We start from the raw sequence: 19,803 nt of genomic DNA on the forward strand, positions 1-19,803 counted from the left end.
TTTAATGACTACAAAAAGAATTTATTTACAATCAAATTCTTTTTGTAGTTTTTTTTATTTAAAGTTAAGTTTGTATAATGCCAAAACCCTTCCAAATGCCAGGTGTTCCTGAGGTAATACATACAAAACCTATATATTTTCCGGAAGCTGGGTTTGAATTATATACTATATCACCTTTTTTGTAACTTCCTGCACTTGGTATAGCATTACCAAATGCAATGCTGTTCCCATTAATGCCAATTTTAGTGTTAAAAGTTCCAGTTAGCACAGTTGGTCCAACATAAACATTATTAACTTCAATTATATTTTTACATGAGCCTAGTAAAGCTAAAGCATTTGTTAATGCCTCAAAATAATTATTGCTTAAATTCAGACCATTATTATTGTAGAATTGAAATCCATCATTTGATGAGTGAAAATAATTGTTTCTGGCATATACACTATTACAATTTGTAACTCCACTTAGTTTAGAAGAATTTATGCTATTATCTGAAATTGTCAAATCGTCACAATCATATATATCAAAACTACTTCCTATGCATTTATTTCTAGCAATCTCAATGTCCTTATAGTTTCTTGTGCTTGCATATCTTTCTATCTTAATTAAATCATTAGTGCAGTTGTTAATATAATTATCATTTATTCGTATTTCATCACTATCTGCAAGATTATTAACATACATTCCAATATATATGCCACAATCAGCTGAACCATTAATTGTGTTACTAACAATTTTAAGATTTTTTATCTGATTTTGACTTACAACTATGGCCCCATGATCAGCAGTATTACTTACACCAACTGTATTTTCTATAAAATTACCGACAATTTCCACATTTTGTACTAAACGGTTGTCTCCATTGTTATACACGTTATTCATTACCAATATACCATTGCCACAGTTTCTGACTATATTATCGTGAAGTTTTACATTTGCAAAGGTATGTCCATTAGTAATAGCTGCTCCATTGGATTCTAGCAAAATCCCTTCTTCTTTTGTGTTTTCTACTACATTATTAGAAACAATAACATTAGAACAAGAATCAATTCCAATTCCGCTGCCTATACTGTTCTTAATTATATTGTCAGTTATGATTATTCTTGATATGCTTGGAATGTCAGTATAAAATCTTATTCCATAACCTTTTATATCATAAGAAATATTTTGAGAAACGATTACATCCTCAGAACCTCCTGGTGTTGTGGTTATTGCTTTTGATACATTTGTAAAGGTGTTATTATTAATCATAATATAGGAACTGTTCACAGATACAGGTAGTGAAGGATTATATTCGCTGCAAACTTCTATTGCATTATCTCCAAAATCCTTAAAAAAACATTTTGAAATTATTACATTTGAACAAGAATGGACGTTAACTCCATTGTCATTCCATACTACGTCTGTTGCAGAGTTTGTAATTCCTTCAAAAATAACTTCATCAACATGAACTCCAGTACAATCTAAGAACTCAAATATACCATAGGGCATATCAGTTGGAAATTTAGCTTGTTTTTTTAAAACTACACCTTTTTCTGTTCTAATCCTAATGTTATTTATATTTTGTATTAATATTTGTGTTGAAAAAACATAAGTGCCTGTAGGAAAAAATATTGTGCCACCTGCACTACTATTTAATGAACTCACAATACCTTTTATAATACCCGAATCATCTGTAATTCCGTCACCCTTTGCTCCATACTTTTTTACATCTATAGTAATAATATCAGCCACTAACGAATCAATTGTACTAGTTTGGCTACTAATTCCACTAAAACTTTTCATAGCTCGCCCTCCTCTATAATAAAATATGACGGAACTAAAATAATGCAACTGTAAAGGTGTAAAACATTAACGGGCGTTCTATACAATATTTAATTTACAATTAATTACATTTTATAATATAATTAGTAAAAAGGAGTTGAGTTAATTTGAAAAAATATCTTTCATTTTTGTTAGCTTTGTTATTTTTTTCAACTGTTATTTGCTACAAAACCACCATAATAAACAATGCTGCTTCTAGATATTTGTGTTCCCAAAAATATAGCTATAATCCTGGAACCTTACTAGATAACTTCGACAATACGGATAATTGGGTTGCTTCAAGTAGTGGTACAAAATCCGTAGATAAAATTAATGTAAAATCCGGTTCAAGCAATCTAAGATTAACAGTAAATAACCCTGGGGACGGTGCATACATTGACAAAACTTGTTCTTTAAACGTTTCTGACCTCAAGACTATCTCTTTTTGGGTATATATACCTGATAAATCTAAATTGCTTGCAATATCAGCCGACCTTATCTCAAATAATTTTGCATCAAGTTTTAGTGCAAATATTACAAAATGGTCATTAACAAATGGATGGAATCACGTTAAGTTTGCAAAATCAGATTTTACGAGCTCTGGTAATGCCAATTGGAATACCCCTATAACTACATTAAGATTGTGGGTGTGGTCAGATTCTCTCAAAAGTGCTGACGTAACCTTTGGAGAGATGAGAAAAAATGAAAAAAGTACACCACAGGTAATAGTTGTAATGGATGACGGTTATTCTAGTGTGTACAATAAAATGTACCCTTATTTTAAAGCTAGAAATATTCCTGTTAGTGTTTGTGCAATTAAAAATTCAGTTAATACTGATGGTTATATGACAGAGTCTCAACTGAAAAACCTATATAATAGTGGTTGGGATGTAATAAATCACACTACTAATCACACTGCATTAACCTCATTAACCGATAGTGGTATTGCAAATGAGATAACAACCTGCAGTACATATTTAAATAATTTAGGTTTTATTAAATCCTCAAACATTCTTGCATATCCTGAGGGTTTAGGTGCAGATGATTTACACGTTCAAGATGTTCTTAAAAATAGTGGCATTGTAATGGCGCGAGGCTCTATTGTTGGTTTAGTAAATACACCAGTTGACAATGCCATGTCATTAAAATCTGCATTAGAAATGACAAATACAACTACGTTAGCTGATGTGAAAAATACTATAGACAAAGCTATTGAATCTGGTAGCACTGCAATTATATTTAGCCACAATGTATCTGATTCACCTAGTTCTGATACGTACACAGTTCCTACTAGCCTTGTGAAAGGTCTTGCCGATTATATAGTTAGTACAGGCATAAGGCCTCTTACGCTCAGTAGCTTTGAACTTGAGCAAGCTATTGCTACTCCCTCACTAACTTCTACTTTCAATAATACACGCTTTACAACTGATGACAATATTGCAATTCCTTATACTATAGCTAGTGCTAACCTTATAGATAGTTTTACAGCAACTTATACAATAGATGGAAGGTCAACATCCAGTAAAGCTTTAAGTTCTGGTAACAACACATGGAATGCAGGAAAACTAAGCGCCGGAAATCATTCTTTAAGTATAACTTCAAGGAATAGCTCTGGAAAAGTTTCTAATATTCTTAATTTTAGTATAACTGTAAATGCTTCAAAACCTCCTTCAATTATTAGTGATGGATTGGTATTATGGCTTGATGGATCAGATGGGAGTGGAAATAAAAACATGTGGTATGACAAAAGCGGTCATAATAATAACTTTACCTTAATGAACTTTAATTATAATAGCACTAGCGGCTGGCAAGGAGACTCCTTGAAATTTGATGGAATTGATGATTATTGTTTTTTACCAAATACAGACAGCTTAAATATAAAAGGGAAAAACATTACCATTGAATATGTTATTAAGAAAACTTCTGCTGATAATGGTGTTATCATAGGTAAAAATTACAAAAAATCTTTTTTTACTAATATAACTTCACAAGCATTTTTCTTTTCTAGAGATGCCTTTTGCAGTTCTTCAGTAAATGTAGCTGATAATAAAAAACATTATATTGTTTGCAGAATGCAAAATGGTAAGACTGATATATGGGTGGATTCCATGATTAAAAACACTACCTATGGTGGAAAAATGATTTCAAATAATACTGACATTAACATAGGAAGAAACCCTGTAAATGGCTATGGACACTTCAAAGGTAATATATACACCATAAGAGTTTATAATAGAGCTTTAACCGACAAAGAAATCATAAACAATTACAATTTAAGTAAATAATGAAGTAAGCAAAGTAGTTATTCTATAATTATTGTATGTCTACTTTGCTTGCTTTATTTTATTTTTTGTTAATACCGTAATTTTTGATACAAATTTATAATTATAACTATAAGTAAAAATTTTTTTTATTATATCACCATTAGTTATTATAAATGTAACAACTCCTACTAAGAAAATAAATAAATCAATTGCAATGTTGGCATAAAAAGATAATAACAGAGTTATAAATGAAATTGTTAGTAGTACTGTTACCTCTTTATAATCTATTTGTATTTTGAATTCCTTCTTTGAATCTAATACACACATAATCCACATTATAAAGAAACCTAAAAACGTAGATATCGCTGCAGCATAAATCCCAATATGATTAATTAACGCCAGATTAATAGCAATATTTGAAATTGCACCTATAACCGTTGTCACAAAAATATTATTTGTTTGTTTTGACCCCTGATAAGCTGCCCCCCAAAAATTACTGAAGGTAGAAAACATCGCTCCTAGATATAATATTCCTACATATTTCCATGCACTATCATATTGATTTGAAATCATTATTCTCATGATAATTCTTGAAGATGCAGTTAATAAGATTACTGTTGTAACCATCAATCTAAAATAATGTCGAAATATACTAGAATAATATTTGTCTCTCTCATTATTATTGTACTCCCTTATAGCGTTATCTTGCCATGCAAGATAAAAAATTGAGCTTACCACATTCACCAAAGATGGTAGTTTATTTGCCACAGCATATATACCATTAGCCTTGACTCCCAAATAAAAGGCAATGATATATCTATCTGACACGTTCATTACCCACCAATTTACAGCTCCTAAAATTAGAGGAATTGAGTATTTAATAAACTCTTTATATGTATTTTTTGAATATACTTTAATATTAATATATTGCTGAAAATTTAGGAATCTCCAGGAATATATTAACCCAAAAATGTTGCTTATTATCATTGAATAAAAAAATGTCTCTATTCTAAAATGCATGATAAAGACAAAAAATATAGTGAAAACTATTGATACAGCAGTTTTTAGTATTCCTATTATTGCAAATTGTTTATTGTATCCTAACGCTCTTACACAATGTTGTACAAATCCACTTAAATTATCTGAGTTAATTATTAACAATGAAAGCCACCAATAATTATTTGGAAACATAATAAAAAAAACTCCAGCTATAAGATTGGAGATCATTAAATTTTTTACCAAAGCAAAAAATCCAGTTGTAATTATTCTCATCCTGTCATTTAATCTTTTCGCCTCTATTAGCCATCTATATACAGAATCTATAAGTTCTAATGTAACAATTGGACTTACTAAGGAAATTGTTGTTACTACTAAATCCCAGGTACCATATTCAGCAGAAGTGAAGTAATGTGTGTATAAAGGCAATAAAATAAATGAAACTAGCTTAGGTCCAAAAGTTGCTAATCCATATATTAGGGTGTCTTTTATTAATTTTTGTGATTTAGCTTTTTCCATAGCCTGTCCCCCCCTCTCTCTCTGTTATCTATGCGAGCTATCATTTACAAAATAATACATCTTTGTAATATCGACAATATTTCTTATACTGTCTTTTGTTTATTTTATTTAACACAACACCAAGCATTTGTGCTTTTGCATTTTTCAGTTGAACCATTGTTCTATCTACAACTTCTCTATTAACAGCTTTAGATTCTACAATCAAAACTGTTCCATCTGTTATAGACGCAACTACACTTCCATCAATAACACTGCCTAATGAAGGTGTATCAACAATAACATAATCATATTTTTCTCTAACACATGTAATTAATTCTTTAAATTTTATTGATGCTATTATTCCTGATGGATTACTTGAATTATATCCAGCAGCAATATAATCTACATTTTTCATATTACTTTTGCAAATGATACGTTCAAGGGAGCAACCATTTTTTACATAAGAAGTTATTCCTTCTGTACAGTTGTTTGACAGCTTTTTTTTTATTTTGGACTTTCTAAGATCTGCATCAACTAATAATACATTGTAACCATTCTTAGCTAAAGAAATAACAAAATTAATGGCTATAGTTGTCTTGCCCTCTCTTGGCTTACAACTTGTAATGGCAATAGTTTTAATATGGTTTTTAGAGTTGCAGCAGAATTTAATATTTTCTCTAAGCGCATTAAATGACTCTTGAAATGGCTTATTATCCTCATCATAAATATCTATGTTTTCTATATCCATTATGTTGTTCTCCTTATTTAATATTTCTAACTGGTATAGTTCCTAAAACCTTAAGATTAAGATATTTTTCCACATCCTCTACTGTTTTCAGAGAAGTGTCAAAATATTCTTTTAAAAATACAATGCCTAATGAAGCAGTAAAACTTAACATAAAAGCAACCGCTATATCAAGCTTATTTCTAGGCGTTATAGGCATTTTAGGTAATTCTGGTTTGTCTATAGCCTTTACTGTTACATTTTTAACAGTTGATATATCTGAAATTTTTTCAATAAAAAGTTTAGAAAAATTTTCGGTTATGTTTTGTGCCATCTTAGGTGATTTATTTCTCACCTTTAATACAATAATATTGGCATCACCTTGTTGACTCACATAGACATTTCTAGTAATATCACTTACCTCATCACTTTTTAGTCCTACACTTTTTTCAACCATATCAGTAATCATCCTGCTTGAAAGAATACTTTGATAATCCTTAACTAATTGCTTAATTACAGTCATATCAGTATATTGACCTGAGCTTAAGTCATTTTCCATAACATAGAGACTGGCACTTGATTCATAAACTGGTGCAATTCTAAATAGTACAAGGTAGGCTGTAAGCATTGTTGTAAAAAGCGTTATTAAAACAATTAATAACAAATTGTTTACAACAATTTCAATATATTTTTTTACTTCCATACAATTAGTCCTCCTTAAAATTTAAAATTCTTATTTTTTATATTTAAATGTGTATTTGCCTGAAGTTCCTACACAAAATATTGATCCAGCATTTCGGTTTACTGTTTTCTGTTCCATAATTTTTTTCCCATCCTTATAAACAGTCCATTCTCCTTCCTGTAAATCACAAAACAGTAATTTATACTTTTTATTTGCTTGTAAGCAAGTTAAATCAAAGGTTACATTTTTTTTAAAGTCCTCCCCACCTTTATTAAACATTACTGCATAATTACTGATAACTACACCTATATTGTCGCTACCGTTAATTTTTTTAACTGGTACAGCATTGTATTTTGTGCCCATAACCTGAAGCACGTTTAAAAACAAATCAGTATTTGCTTTAGCTTGAGGACTTATTTCTATTCGCCAGCCACCATCCTCATTTGTAGTGTTTGATTTTTGTGGACTATTCTCATAGTTTGTACCGTCATAATAAAACTCCTTGCCACTACCGCCTACCTTTTCTATTTGTAAATTATCTATACTAGGTAAGATAGCTGTGTCTACAAGTTTACCTCCTCCTTTTACTTTTATTGTAGAAATGTTATTGTTAACTTGAGGCTCTTCAATAGAATGCAAAAGCCAACTTTTTTTGTAACCTCGATTACTAGAATCTATTTTGTCAAAAACAATCATTGCCGCAGGTATATGCTTATCTTTGAAATTTATAAAAACCATTGAACGTTTATAATTCTTTACCTTTGATGAATATGCATGAGTTAAATCACATTTAATATAGCTAAAATCAGGACTAGTGTTATCGGGCCCAAAATACCAGTGAAGATCTTTTCCTCTTTCATAACCTTTTGAATTCAATTGTGAAAGATCAAAAGCCTCATATCCATTATTCGGCCAGTTTTGTCCTCCATCATTTGAAACCCTTTTACCATCAAAGCTAAAGATCTCCTTTGGATCATACACAAGCATTGAATTGTGAGCTATAGTTCTCTTATTATAATTAATATCATGATTAGAACCATATCCCCCACTTGTTCCCTCATATATTCCAGAATCTATTGCAAGAGCTCCCTTATAGTAAATTTGAAAACTTCCAAAATCCAAATGTTGATGATTGTTAAATTGATATGCTCCACCTTTCATCTCTGCAACCACATCATTTGATTTGCTTCCAAAGTTCCAGCCTGTTCTTGCTATCATGGAGCCCATAGGTGCTCCAAAATACCGTGTTAGAGGTAAGGTGTTAAATGATTTTTCTTTTAAATTAGGGTCAATAAATAACATTTCAAAAATAGGATCAATAGTTCCCGGCCCGTCATATTCTTTATTAAACTCGTTAATAAGATATGGATCCTTATAATAATTTGATGCAAGCATAGTTTCCATAGGATATGAAGGATATGTACTATTATCATCCATAAACATATCACCATCTTTCAATAGTCTCCCATCAGGTCTTCTTGAATAAATTGTCCTATACAAAAGTTTTCCTTGACTTGCTCCAAATATATTTCCATATCCCATTTTGTCATATATCCAGGTAACAAACATGTCTGAACTAAAGCGTGTAGGCCCATAATCATTACCCTGATAGTACATACCAGATTTATAAATGAATTTTCTTACAGGTACGTAATCATTAAAAATATAACTAGAACAAATATTATACATTTCTTTTTTCTCATCATATATGGCTATACCAGTGCCAAGCAAATCTCTCATTATTACCTCTTCACTAGAATGACCAGTTATAGTGCTTTGAATTTTTGGTGGATATCCCTCCTCCAAGCTTTTTGCTATTTTTTCAAACTGGCTAATAAATTTCATTTTCTGTTCTTTTGTCAAAAATTTGTAACACCAATCATAAACCATAGCACCACTAAGCATAATTCTTCCATAAATTTGAGAATTATTATAATCTGAAGCTTTTGTCCTATTTACCTTAAGCTCGCTCAAATTTTTTAACGCCAAGTTAATGGCTTTTTTTGCGTATTCACGCTTGTTTGTTACTAGGTATACAAATGCATCTGATTCATATATTTTTCTAACTTCCAGTTTATCTACAGTATCAGGCTTAGTCTCACTGTTTTTTAAAATGATATTCCAAACGGGTTTTAGCTTTTTAGATGTCGCCTTACTCTTTAAATTGTCAATGTCTTTTGAACTAAGAAAAAGTCTTGGATGATCTTCGTTTGGTGTAGGTATACTGTCTATGTTTTTAAATTTCGCACTAAAAATTGCTATGCTGAGAGTTATACTTATAAATAAAACTATAAATATTACTACAACAGTTATTATTTTATTTTTCATCTTATCCCCCAAGTTATTCAACATGAATTTAACTGAATTCTATTTTCATCATTTACTTCTGCTTTATTTTGAAGTGACTCGTATGATAAATATGTACTTAAAGTGCTATAGATAATCCAGGAAGTTGAGTTTTGAGATAAAATTATTGATTCTGACATATTAAAGATCAAAAGAAACATCATAAATGTTAAAGGAAAAATAACTAGATATCCTTTAGCGTATAGTTGAAGCCTCATAGAGTTAAATATATTTTGTAAAAGTGATAAAAGAAATATTACAAGTCCAACTACCCCTAATTCAAGTGTAATATTAAGATATCCATTATGGGCTTGATCAAGTGGCATATCAAGCAAACTGCTTATGAACTCTGACGGTCCAATATCTCCCTGCCAAAATGCCCCATAACCATATCCAAGTAGTGGCTTTGCTTTTATTGCCTCAGTTACAAGCATCCAAATGTTTGTTCTACCGCTCAGAGTGACATCCTTCCCCATAGATATTATTAATTCATTAATTATACTTGTACCGTTATATACAAAAATACCTACAAAGGTAATAAACGAAAAAAATATACCTAATGCAAGGCTTAAGTTTTTCCTAATCACTAAACAAATCGGTATTGAGCTTAGGATAATAATAAAGACACATAATGAGGTTTTAGATTGAGATTTTATCAAAAGAGTTAGTGCTAATATTAAGAATATAAATGACAAAATACTTTTGTTTTTATTCTTAATACTGTCTAGTAAAGTAATCATCCAAAGAGATGTAAATATTGCCATATTAAGGCCAAGCGTATTTTTGTGCAAATAAATTCCACGCCATACACCATCGAACACGCCATCATGATGTACACCATATACTGGTAAAAATATAGAAAATATAAAACATAAAATAATACTTATTCCTGAAGTCCATCTTAATAAATCCATCACTCCCTCTAATTTATACTCCGAATATAAATACACCCCTATTATTTGTGTAAAAAATAATGCAGTACATCTTCGAAGTGTTATACCAGTTGAAACTGACCATATGGCAGATAATGTAGCAAATCCAAAGATAAACCAAATTAATTTATTTGAAAAGATTATTTTAACAAATTTTTTCCACTTATAAATGACGAATATGATTGTCAAAATATACAACACATACCATACATTCTGCATTACACTATCGGTAGTTATATTGTTATATCCATTTCCCGACTGCTGCCTTATTACAGGTATAATTGCGCCTGTTCCAGCCATAAAAACTAAAACACCATATATTCTACCTATAATGTCAAACTTATTTCTAACTGTTTTTATTTCTTTGTACGTCATAAATTACACCTTCTCTACTAACGCAGTAGTCCCCAAAATTAAACTCTATTAAAACTGATTATTCTTTTGAATATCTCTTAAATCTATTTTTATGTTTTTATTACTATTAGTTTGAAAAATACTTATCAAACAAAGCAAGGCGTGATAAAAATCCATAAGCACCAATTTAAGTTTTTTGTTTTTCACAATTTTGTATATACATAAAGAACAATCTACTGTAACTACACAAATAAATATTAAAGGCTTTACCAATTTAAATAAAAGAAGCATTGCACATATTAGTGTGAATACTAATGTAATTATCCACATGAATACACCTCTATTTGCATAAACATGTTTATATAAGCATTTATATTTTACGCTTCTAATTGTTACTAACCACAAGTCTCTGTGCCTTTTATCTTTAAATCTTGAATTTAGCACCCTAAAACTGTTATAGTCCTTTGTGTGATGAATAAACTTTAACTCAGGTGTTCTATATAACTTATAACCCATATATTTAAATCTATAATTCAGATCCAAATCCTCTTCAGAATCCAAGGTAATATCCATATTGCCTACTTGTTCCAGTAAATCTTTTTTTATAATGAACACACCTCCTAAATCCAATCTTTCCTCCAACTTTTTAACCCTATATCTATCTTCTGTATGACCAATTATTTCCTGTTTTTCATTATAAATATATTCTTCAAGAATCCCTGACAATGCAATAATGTTCCCATCAGCCTCCATAATTTCAATTGCCTTTGTGAAATTACACTCTTTTCCTAATTCCATGTCTCCATCCATAAATAATAAATATTTACCTTTAGCTAATTTACTTCCTACATATCTACCAATAGCAGCATTGTGATGCCACTTAGGGTTAAGTATATATATTTTTATATTTTCAAATTGTTTTGCTATATTTACGGTATTATCTATTGAACAAGAATCTATTAGTAATATCTCGTAAGTTACCATAAGCCTTTCTTGCTTTATGGATTTTAAACACCTTTTTATATTTAGTTCTTCATTCTTACATATTATTATTATTGATATAATGATTTTTTCCATTACTTACCTCCAACGATTTCAAGTAGGTTGGCTTTTTCATTAACATCTTTAATATTATTTATAATTTTTGCTGGCACACCTGCAACAATTGTATTGCTAGGTACATCCTTAATCACTACAGCATTTGCACCAATTATTACATTATTTCCTATTTTTATGTTGCCTAATATTTTTGCCCCTGTTCCAATAAAAACATTATCTCCTATTACCGGAAGTTCTTTTAAATTAGATCTTCCACCGATAGTAACACAGGATTCAATAACACAATTCTCACCAATAATGGCATCCTTATGTATAACCACAGCTATGCCTCCATATGCTATTTTAGTCCCTTTTCCTATGTGCGTTGAATAATGAACATGGCAGTTATTTATAAAATAAATAAGTCTGTATATTAACTTTGGAAAAAAAGGTACGTTTTTTTTATATAACATATTAGACAGTCTATACAATTTTATTGCTGTCAACTTATTCACCCCATTTCAAACCACTTTTTTAAGCACAATAACATCCATAACTTTTTATAATTATCTTCTTTTCCGCTAATGTGATTGTTTACTATGTTTTCTATATACTTCTTATTAAATAAATTTAAATTTAAGAAATCTGCTGAAAACAGATTATCGCATAAATAATCCTTCATTTCAGTTCTAAACCATTGAGACACAGGTATGTAAAAGCCTACTTTTTTTCTATTTATTATTTTTTTGGGGATATATCTTTCTGCAATATCTTTTATTATTTTTTTACAATTTCCCATTTTAATTTTTTGGTTATCCTTTAATAAAAAAGCTTGTTCTACTATGCGATAATCAAGAAATGGTACTCTTCCCTCTAGTGATGCCGCCATTAGCATTTTATCCGCTCTATCTAGTAAATTATCTGTAAGCCAATATTTTATGTCATAATATTGCATCCTATTTAAATTGCTTTTAAAACCTGATAATGATTTTTTTATTTTAAACTCCTGCAATTGTCCAGTTCTATAATCATTATTTTTCATTAACATATCAATTTCCGTCTTACTAAAGGACGCAAACCATTTATCATATCTTTCAAGATAATCATGGGTTTTTAATGCATTGCTTGCTTGTCGTATTCTTCTACAATTAGATGTCCTGCTGCTAGTAAAATCATCTACAACTTTAAAAACACTATTGCACAAATTGCTTTCTCCAAGAGAATCATATGCATATTTAGGGTAACCTGCAAAACTCTCGTCGCTGCCTTCTCCTGTTAATACAACAGTAACTTTGTTTTGTGCTTCCTTTGCTAATAGATAAACACCTATTTCGGAAGGTTCAGAAATAGGCTCGTCTCTGTAATAAATACATTTTTCTAAATTGTTTATTACGCTTTTAGAATTAATATATACCTCATGATGATTTGTTCCTAAATAATCTGCAACTAGCTTAGCATAAGGCAGTTCACTTACTTTATTGCCCTCAAAGCCTACTGAAAAGGTATTTATCTTTTTATCAGTGAATTTACTCATCATTGCAACTATTAAACTTGAATCTAACCCTCCACTTAGAAATGCTCCAACGGATACATCAGCTCTCATTCTAAGCTTTACAGAATCTAGCAGCAATTTTTCTACATCTTCCTGAGTTACATCTTTTTCAATTTCATCGTTTTTAATGTCCCAATATCTTTTTTTCTGTATTTTATTATTTTTATATTTTAGGTAGTAACCTGGTTCAAGTTTGTACACATTTTTAAACAAAGTACTGGGATTTCTTACATATCTAAATTTAAGATAATCTGTTAATCCATCCATGTTAACTTCTTTTGTCATATCAGGGATTTTTAATATTGCCTTTATCTCAGATGCAAAAACAAAAGTATTTTTAAACTTTGAATAATATAAGGGTTTTTTACCAAGCCTGTCCCTAGCAATAAAAACCTCTTGAGTATATTTATCATATATCGCAAATGCAAACATTCCATTAAAATAATCAAGGCACTTTTCTTTGTAAAGTGAATACATATCAATTATTATTTCTGTATCTGTATTAGTTCTAAAATCATAAATTCCATTTTTCATTAATAACTCTTTTAGCTCAAGATAATTATATATTTCTCCATTAAAAATTATAGTATATCTCCCATCAAAGGAATCCATAGGCTGTTTTCCTCGATCACCTACAATATCAAGTATGCTTAATCTTACATGCCCAAATTTTAAAATATAATCATTTTGTAATCTGCTTTCAAAATAACCTTGCATATTTGGGCCTCTATGACTTAAAATCTCTGTCATAGATCTTATTGTTTCTTCATAATCGAAAACTTCTCTTGTTATAAAACCAGCAATTCCACACATATGTTTACCACCTCCATTTCATTAAATTATTATTGTGATAATAATTTACCATATCCATTAAGTAAAGCTTTGCTTGTATGTTCCCAACTGAGCTCAAATTCTATTCTATTTCTTCCGTATTTGCCCATCTTATTTCTAACTTCAGGATTATCTAAAAGAAATTCAATTTTATCTGCCATGTCCTTATAATTATTATTTTCAGCATAAAGTGAGGCTTCCTTAGCAGAATACTTTCCTTCAGATAAATTAAACTGTACAATGGGCTTACCTAAAGCCATATATTCCAATATCTTGTTCATTGTAGATTTATCGTTCATTTCATTGTAGGTATCTGGATTTACACATATATCTGCGGTGTTTAAATAGTCTAGCATAATCTGATCAGGCACCCTTCCTGTGAATTCAATGTCCTTGTCTAGTTCCATCTTTTTACATAATTTTTGTAAATACTCAAGATGTGGCCCCCCGCCTACAATACCGTAAAATATATCTGACCGTCCCTTTTCTTCCTTTAAATATTTTGCTGCTTTAAGCAAATATTCTATACCTTCCTGCTTCCCTATAACACCTAGATATCCAACCATGTATTTTTTACCTTTTTTTATTTTTTGCTTTGAAGCTTGAAGTTTTAACCTTTTTAAATTAGGTCCACTTCTTAATACATAGACTTTCTTTTCATCCATTTTGCATCTTGTTATTGCAACCTTTTTATAAGATTCATTTGTAACAAAGGCAATAGAACAATTTTTGTATGTCAAATATTCAAAATAGCAAAGCATTTTATAGAGGAAACCTTTTCTGTTAAATTTAGCTTCAAACAGTTCAGGACACAAGTCATGATGATCAAAAACATATTTTACACCGTACTTCTTAAATTTTTTCCATATTAAATAGATGTTATCAGGAGGGTTACAACCTTGTATTACATCAAAACCCACCTCTTTATACACCTTTTTAGCCAATTTAAGCTGTTCTCTATAAGATATATAATATTCTTTTAAATAACCTAAGGCTCCATTTCCTTCTACCTTCAATTCATACCTATATATATTGACACCATTTATTTTTTCATAATCTTTTGTAAAACTCTTTCCCTTAGGACATATAACTGATACTAGGTACCCATTATCATTTAATGTAACCGCCTCTTGCCAAACACGTGTATCAAATGGAACTGGTAGATTTTCTACGATAATTAACACTTTACCAGCACAAGCCATCATACTCACCTACATTTCCTTTAATCCCATCTATTCTAACCAAATCAATAACTATTTTCTTCATAAGTCTGGTGCTTTCAAAGGTTGCTGCAATTTCTTCATTAAAAGCTGGATTATCTTCATGAAGTGTTTTATTTATTAAAGCTTGTTTTATTTCTTCCTCATTATTTGTAACAACAATTACTTCTGACTTTTCAATTACTTCCCATATATTATTTGTTATTAATTTTTGAAGATGTGCTATTTTAGTTTCAATATATTCTTTATTTGTTCCTGTTAAATCAGATAAGTATACATTTTTGTCATAAATACTTATTTCATATCCTTTCCCAATTAGTGCTTCAACAATATCTACAATAGGACTTTCTCTCAAATCATCCGTCCCCGCTTTAAAGCTTAATCCTAAAATCCCAATCTTTTTTTTATTTTTACTTATTATTTTTTCTAATACATTTTTTTTCTGATTTTCATTGCTTTCCTCTATGACGGAAAGTAACGGTACATTAACATTCATGTGTTTAGCAAGTGTATTTAATGCTTTTAAATCTTTAGGAAGACATGAACCTCCATATGCAAAACCTGGCTTCAAATAATAGGATGAGAGATTTAATTTTTTATCCTTACACAAAATATTCATTACGCTATGACTATCAATGCCAAGATTCTTACATATGTTTCCTACTTCATTTGCAAAGGTAATCTTCAAAGCATGAAAGGTATTATTTACGTATTTCATGATCTCTGCAGTACTTAAAACTGTTCTAATTATTGGAGCATTCACATCCTTGTAAAGCTCACTTAAAATATCCAAGGCTCTTTCGCTATTGGACCCCATAAGTATAAAAGAAGGATTTTCATAATCATAAACTGCTGTTCCTTCCCTCAGGAACTCTGGATTTGAAACAAAAGCAAAATCAACATTTTTCTTTTTTCCAGATACGTCTTCAACTATCTTTTCACATTTACTGCTTGTTCCAGGTATACTTGTACTCCTTATTGCTATTACATGAAACGAATCCTTTTCACTCAGGGCTTCTCCTATATCCTTTACAACATTATGCAAATACTTAAGATTTAAATCGCCAGTTTTGGAACTTGGAGTTCCCACACATATGATTGAAACATCTGTACTTAACACAGCTTCCTTTACATCTTTTGTTGCTTTCAGCCTTCCATTTTTATGAGCCTTATCTATTAAAACATCTATATCCTTTTCGATAATTGTTGCTTTCCCACTGTTTATAAGGTTAACCTTAGTATCATTTACGTCAACGCCTACAACATAATTTCCAAAGTTCGCAAAACACCCTGCACTTACACACCCGACATATCCTAGACCAAATATACTCACATTCACACTAATACCTCCTGAAAATTAATAACTTTATTGTTGTCTTCAAAAATCCAATCTTCTTCAGTAGTATTTTTTATAAATCTATTTTTCCCATCTAAGTTTATTAACGTATATTGGACTAAATCCTCATTAGACTCTATTTTTATTTTTATTTTTATAACTTTATGTTTTTCATTTAATCTATAAGATTCCCATCCTAAACAAGTTTCTACTGTTTTATATGGATAAAATTGAATTGAGATACTTTCTTTTTCATTGGTTACTACATAATGTTTCTCCTTTTTATATAAGTTGCATTCATTACTTAAATGATAATTCCATGTGAAATTATTCTTTTGATTATTATTTATTTTATCTTGAATTAGTAAAAACTTATTTTTCACAAAATAAAGAGTCCTTATATGACTCACTCCATTTTTTTTATATCCATTATGTGAAGCTGTAATAATAGAACATTTATCATTTATACTATAATTTAATAACTTTCCATCAGCCTTATGTAACCATAAAAAGCTCCCACCATATTGGGATTGACTTTGTCCATTTACTTCTACAGTGTTATGTGCGGCTGTACTTTTAAAGTAGTATCTCCATTGTGGTTTTGTATGATAACAATAGGTGCCTGAATCCACTAAAAATCCCATTCCATTTTTAAAAAGCTGGAAACTTAAACAATCTGCATGTCCATGGCCTGCTAGTGACAAATAACCTAACTTGCCAAAATCAAACTTTACTTCAGAGGAATCATCATAAAAATATCCATAACCACCATAAACAAATATTTTATCTTTTAATTTTATATTTTTATCTTTTAATGAATTAAACGTTTCTATTCCCTGGCTACCAAATAAAAAAACATTTCTGTTATCAATCCCTCCACTGAAAAACTTAAAATCAACTCTTTTAAACATAATAGCTCCTGAGGTTAAGATTGATTTAAAATAGTCGTATTTTTTATCAATGTCAAGCTTTAGTATTATTTCCTCATCTCTGTCACCCACGTTGGGTTGTACTTTACAACTTCCATAACTGTACATAACATATTCACACATCTTTTCTAATAGAGAATAATACTTTTTCTCAACTACAAAGCCCTGTATTTCACAAATTTTAATAAATAAAATATAAATATCAGTAACCGCAGCATGATACCAAATAGCTTGTTCCTTATTTACGCCATCTTTATTATTCTGCTTATACATCTCTTTTAAAAGCTCATTATAAGAATACTGAATCCAAGTTTTCATTTTTTTATCTTCTGAATTATACATAACACCAGTTAAAAAAAGACCCAAAAGCTCACTTAAATAATGATTATTTGCAGAGGAGTACAAAGATAAATTTTCAATAATATATTCTCCATTTAAGTAAATTATCTTTTCTATAGCCTTTTTAACTTCTTCATCTTTTATATCCTCGTACAATAAATAATAAGTAAAAAGTATAGAGAGGTTCCTATAAGAACATTCAATGGAACTTGTCCAGTTAATTGACATTTTATAAGGATTTTGATCTATCCAACTTAAAATTTCATATATTATCTCTGAAAGTATCCTTTTGTCTTTTGTCTTTTTATATGAAAAAGCTAAAACAGGTAATTGTTGTAGTTTATTTATTTCAAATATATATTTAATATCTCCATATTTTTCTGAATCTCTGTAGTTAATTTTGTTCCATAACATTAATTTGCTTTTAATATTGTTCTTAACGTCTAATCTCCAATCTATATTTGTACCATAATAATATTCTGTATCAAAAATTTTAAATCTATGTTTAATGCAATTTTCACAAAATTTCAGATCTACTGTCATAAATTCTAGGTCTAAACTATCTATATAATCTTTTATTTTGTTATTTATATAAAATTTAATGTCATTCGTAATTTTAATATTTTTAAATATTTTGTTTTTAATTGCTTTTTTTGTTCTATATTTTATTTCAGAAGTACTCATAGCTTTAAGTCTGTTATAATACCATTCATACTTTTTCATTAAACCCTAACCTCATTTTCACTTGAAAGCAAACTGTTATATATATTTACTAGTTGTTTAGCATTCTCATTAATATCAAATAAAGATTTTGCCCTTAAATAGGTTTGTTCACTAAATTTTTGTCTTAAAGCTTCGTTGCTTATAAGTTTAAATAAATACTTTTTTAAAGCCTCTATATCACCAGATTTTATTAGATACCCATTCTCTCCATCTTTAATTAATCTTGGTATTCCTCCAACATCTGAAGTCACTGACGGAATTCCATAACTCATTGCTTCAATTATTGACATAGGCATTCCTTCATTATATGAAGGAAGTAAATATATAAGAGTCTTCTTTAAAATTTCAAATTTTTTTTCATTGTTAATCCACCCCAAGACCTCTACATTTTTCTCAATTCCTAAACTTTTAATATTTTTCTTAAGTCTTTCTAAATCACCATCTCCTGCTAGCTTAAACTTCAAATATGGATACTTACTACATATTTCTCCAATAATATGAATTAAATCATATACACCTTTTCTTTCATCAAGTCTCCCCATCAAAGAAATGTAGCAAGAATTATTAGAGTACAAATTACTCTCAGGTATAATAGCTGCATTATATAAAACTAAAATTTCCGCGTTGCCACAATATTTCTTTATCTTTTCTTTCCATTCTTCACTAAGAGCTAATATGATATCTGAACAACTTAATGTCTGTCGTATTATTTTTTTTTGCTTTTCATTAGACTCCTTATGATAAAAAACATCAAAATCACTTCCATGCATATGTATAATTATTTTCTTTTTAAAAATTTTTCCCATTTTCACAATAACACTTTTTCTGTAAAAACTTGCCCTAGAGGACATATGAATGTGGACTATATCAATGCGAAAGAATAATAATATAAGTAATATTCTAATGTACGCTACTATGCCATATATAAATTTAACCGATTTATTACTGTCAATCATTGTAGGAACATACTTCAAATTAACTGCACTTATTAACTTTGATTGATAATAATTATTTACTACAGTAGAAATCCCACCTTTCACTTTTCTATGTGGTCCAACCATCAATACATTCACGCCTTCACCTCTTTTAAATTCATAAAAAAACTATTTCCTACACTTATAAATTGGAAATAACTGGTTACTATGAAGTATATATTCCTTTAGAATTATTTTCAATACAAAAGTTTCTACAAAAATTAATTAGATTGTACAAGATTCTGATAATATAAGAATTTTATA

General features: G+C 29.6%; 14 protein-coding genes. 1 reads left to right on the plus strand and 13 read right to left on the minus strand.

Annotated elements, in window-relative coordinates:
- Positions 1–64: 64 nt before the first annotated feature.
- Positions 65–1,783, minus strand: coding sequence for a right-handed parallel beta-helix repeat-containing protein (locus B8978_RS02540; protein ID WP_084113712.1), 1,719 nt, complete (start codon positions 1,781–1,783; stop codon positions 65–67).
- Positions 1,784–1,929: 146 nt separating this feature from the next.
- On the opposite strand from B8978_RS02540, the gene B8978_RS02545 reads away from it, so the two are divergent.
- Positions 1,930–4,086, plus strand: coding sequence for a polysaccharide deacetylase family protein (locus B8978_RS02545; RefSeq protein ID WP_084113713.1), 2,157 nt, complete (start codon positions 1,930–1,932; stop codon positions 4,084–4,086).
- A gap of 39 nt (positions 4,087–4,125) precedes the next feature.
- Here B8978_RS02545 and B8978_RS02550 read toward each other — a convergent pair whose 3' ends face one another.
- The 12 genes from B8978_RS02550 to B8978_RS02605 are packed head-to-tail and all read right to left on the minus strand — an operon-like array spanning position 4,126 to position 19,638.
- Positions 4,126–5,580 carry a lipopolysaccharide biosynthesis protein gene (locus B8978_RS02550; protein ID WP_084113714.1) on the minus strand — a complete coding sequence of 485 codons (1,455 nt, stop codon included), beginning with the start codon at positions 5,578–5,580 and terminating at the stop codon, positions 4,126–4,128.
- Positions 5,581–5,620: 40 nt separating this feature from the next.
- A complete protein-coding gene (locus B8978_RS02555) occupies positions 5,621–6,307 on the minus strand; it encodes a CpsD/CapB family tyrosine-protein kinase (protein WP_084113715.1) in 687 nt (228 codons plus the stop codon).
- Between the two features lie 13 nt (positions 6,308–6,320).
- Positions 6,321–6,986 carry a YveK family protein gene (locus B8978_RS02560; RefSeq protein WP_084113716.1) on the minus strand — a complete coding sequence of 222 codons (666 nt, stop codon included), beginning with the start codon at positions 6,984–6,986 and terminating at the stop codon, positions 6,321–6,323.
- 30 nt (positions 6,987–7,016) lie between these two features.
- On the minus strand, positions 7,017–9,293 hold the full coding sequence (hepB, locus tag B8978_RS02565; protein WP_176212588.1) for a heparin/heparin-sulfate lyase HepB: 2,277 nt from the start codon (positions 9,291–9,293) through the stop codon (positions 7,017–7,019).
- 17 nt (positions 9,294–9,310) lie between these two features.
- Complete coding sequence (locus B8978_RS02570) at positions 9,311–10,618, minus strand: O-antigen ligase family protein (protein ID WP_084113718.1); 1,308 nt, start codon at positions 10,616–10,618, stop codon at positions 9,311–9,313.
- Positions 10,619–10,666: 48 nt separating this feature from the next.
- Positions 10,667–11,674 carry a glycosyltransferase gene (locus tag B8978_RS02575; RefSeq protein ID WP_084113719.1) on the minus strand — a complete coding sequence of 336 codons (1,008 nt, stop codon included), beginning with the start codon at positions 11,672–11,674 and terminating at the stop codon, positions 10,667–10,669.
- Positions 11,674–12,141 (minus strand): serine O-acetyltransferase, encoded by a 468-nt coding sequence (locus B8978_RS02580; protein WP_084113720.1) that lies wholly within the window; start codon positions 12,139–12,141, stop codon positions 11,674–11,676. Before B8978_RS02580 ends, B8978_RS02575 begins: the two co-directional genes overlap by 1 nt.
- A gap of 5 nt (positions 12,142–12,146) precedes the next feature.
- Positions 12,147–14,000: an asparagine synthase (glutamine-hydrolyzing) gene (gene asnB, locus B8978_RS02585; RefSeq protein ID WP_084113721.1), complete on the minus strand. Its 1,854-nt coding sequence runs from the start codon at positions 13,998–14,000 to the stop codon at positions 12,147–12,149.
- 29 nt (positions 14,001–14,029) lie between these two features.
- Positions 14,030–15,223, minus strand: coding sequence for a glycosyltransferase family 4 protein (locus B8978_RS02590; RefSeq protein WP_242950459.1), 1,194 nt, complete (start codon positions 15,221–15,223; stop codon positions 14,030–14,032).
- Positions 15,204–16,577: a nucleotide sugar dehydrogenase gene (locus B8978_RS02595; protein WP_084113723.1), complete on the minus strand. Its 1,374-nt coding sequence runs from the start codon at positions 16,575–16,577 to the stop codon at positions 15,204–15,206. The genes B8978_RS02590 and B8978_RS02595 overlap by 20 nt, the downstream gene beginning before the upstream one ends.
- The gene (locus B8978_RS02600) at positions 16,574–18,565 is read right to left on the minus strand and encodes an alginate lyase family protein (RefSeq protein ID WP_084113724.1); all 1,992 of its coding nucleotides are present in this window, start codon (positions 18,563–18,565) and stop codon (positions 16,574–16,576) included. Before B8978_RS02600 ends, B8978_RS02595 begins: the two co-directional genes overlap by 4 nt.
- Positions 18,565–19,638 carry a glycosyltransferase family 4 protein gene (locus B8978_RS02605; protein WP_084113725.1) on the minus strand — a complete coding sequence of 358 codons (1,074 nt, stop codon included), beginning with the start codon at positions 19,636–19,638 and terminating at the stop codon, positions 18,565–18,567. Before B8978_RS02605 ends, B8978_RS02600 begins: the two co-directional genes overlap by 1 nt.
- Positions 19,639–19,803 lie beyond the last annotated feature (165 nt).

The organism is Clostridium acidisoli DSM 12555, assembly GCF_900176305.1.
Taxonomy (GTDB): Bacteria; Bacillota; Clostridia; order Clostridiales; family Clostridiaceae; genus Clostridium_I; species Clostridium_I acidisoli.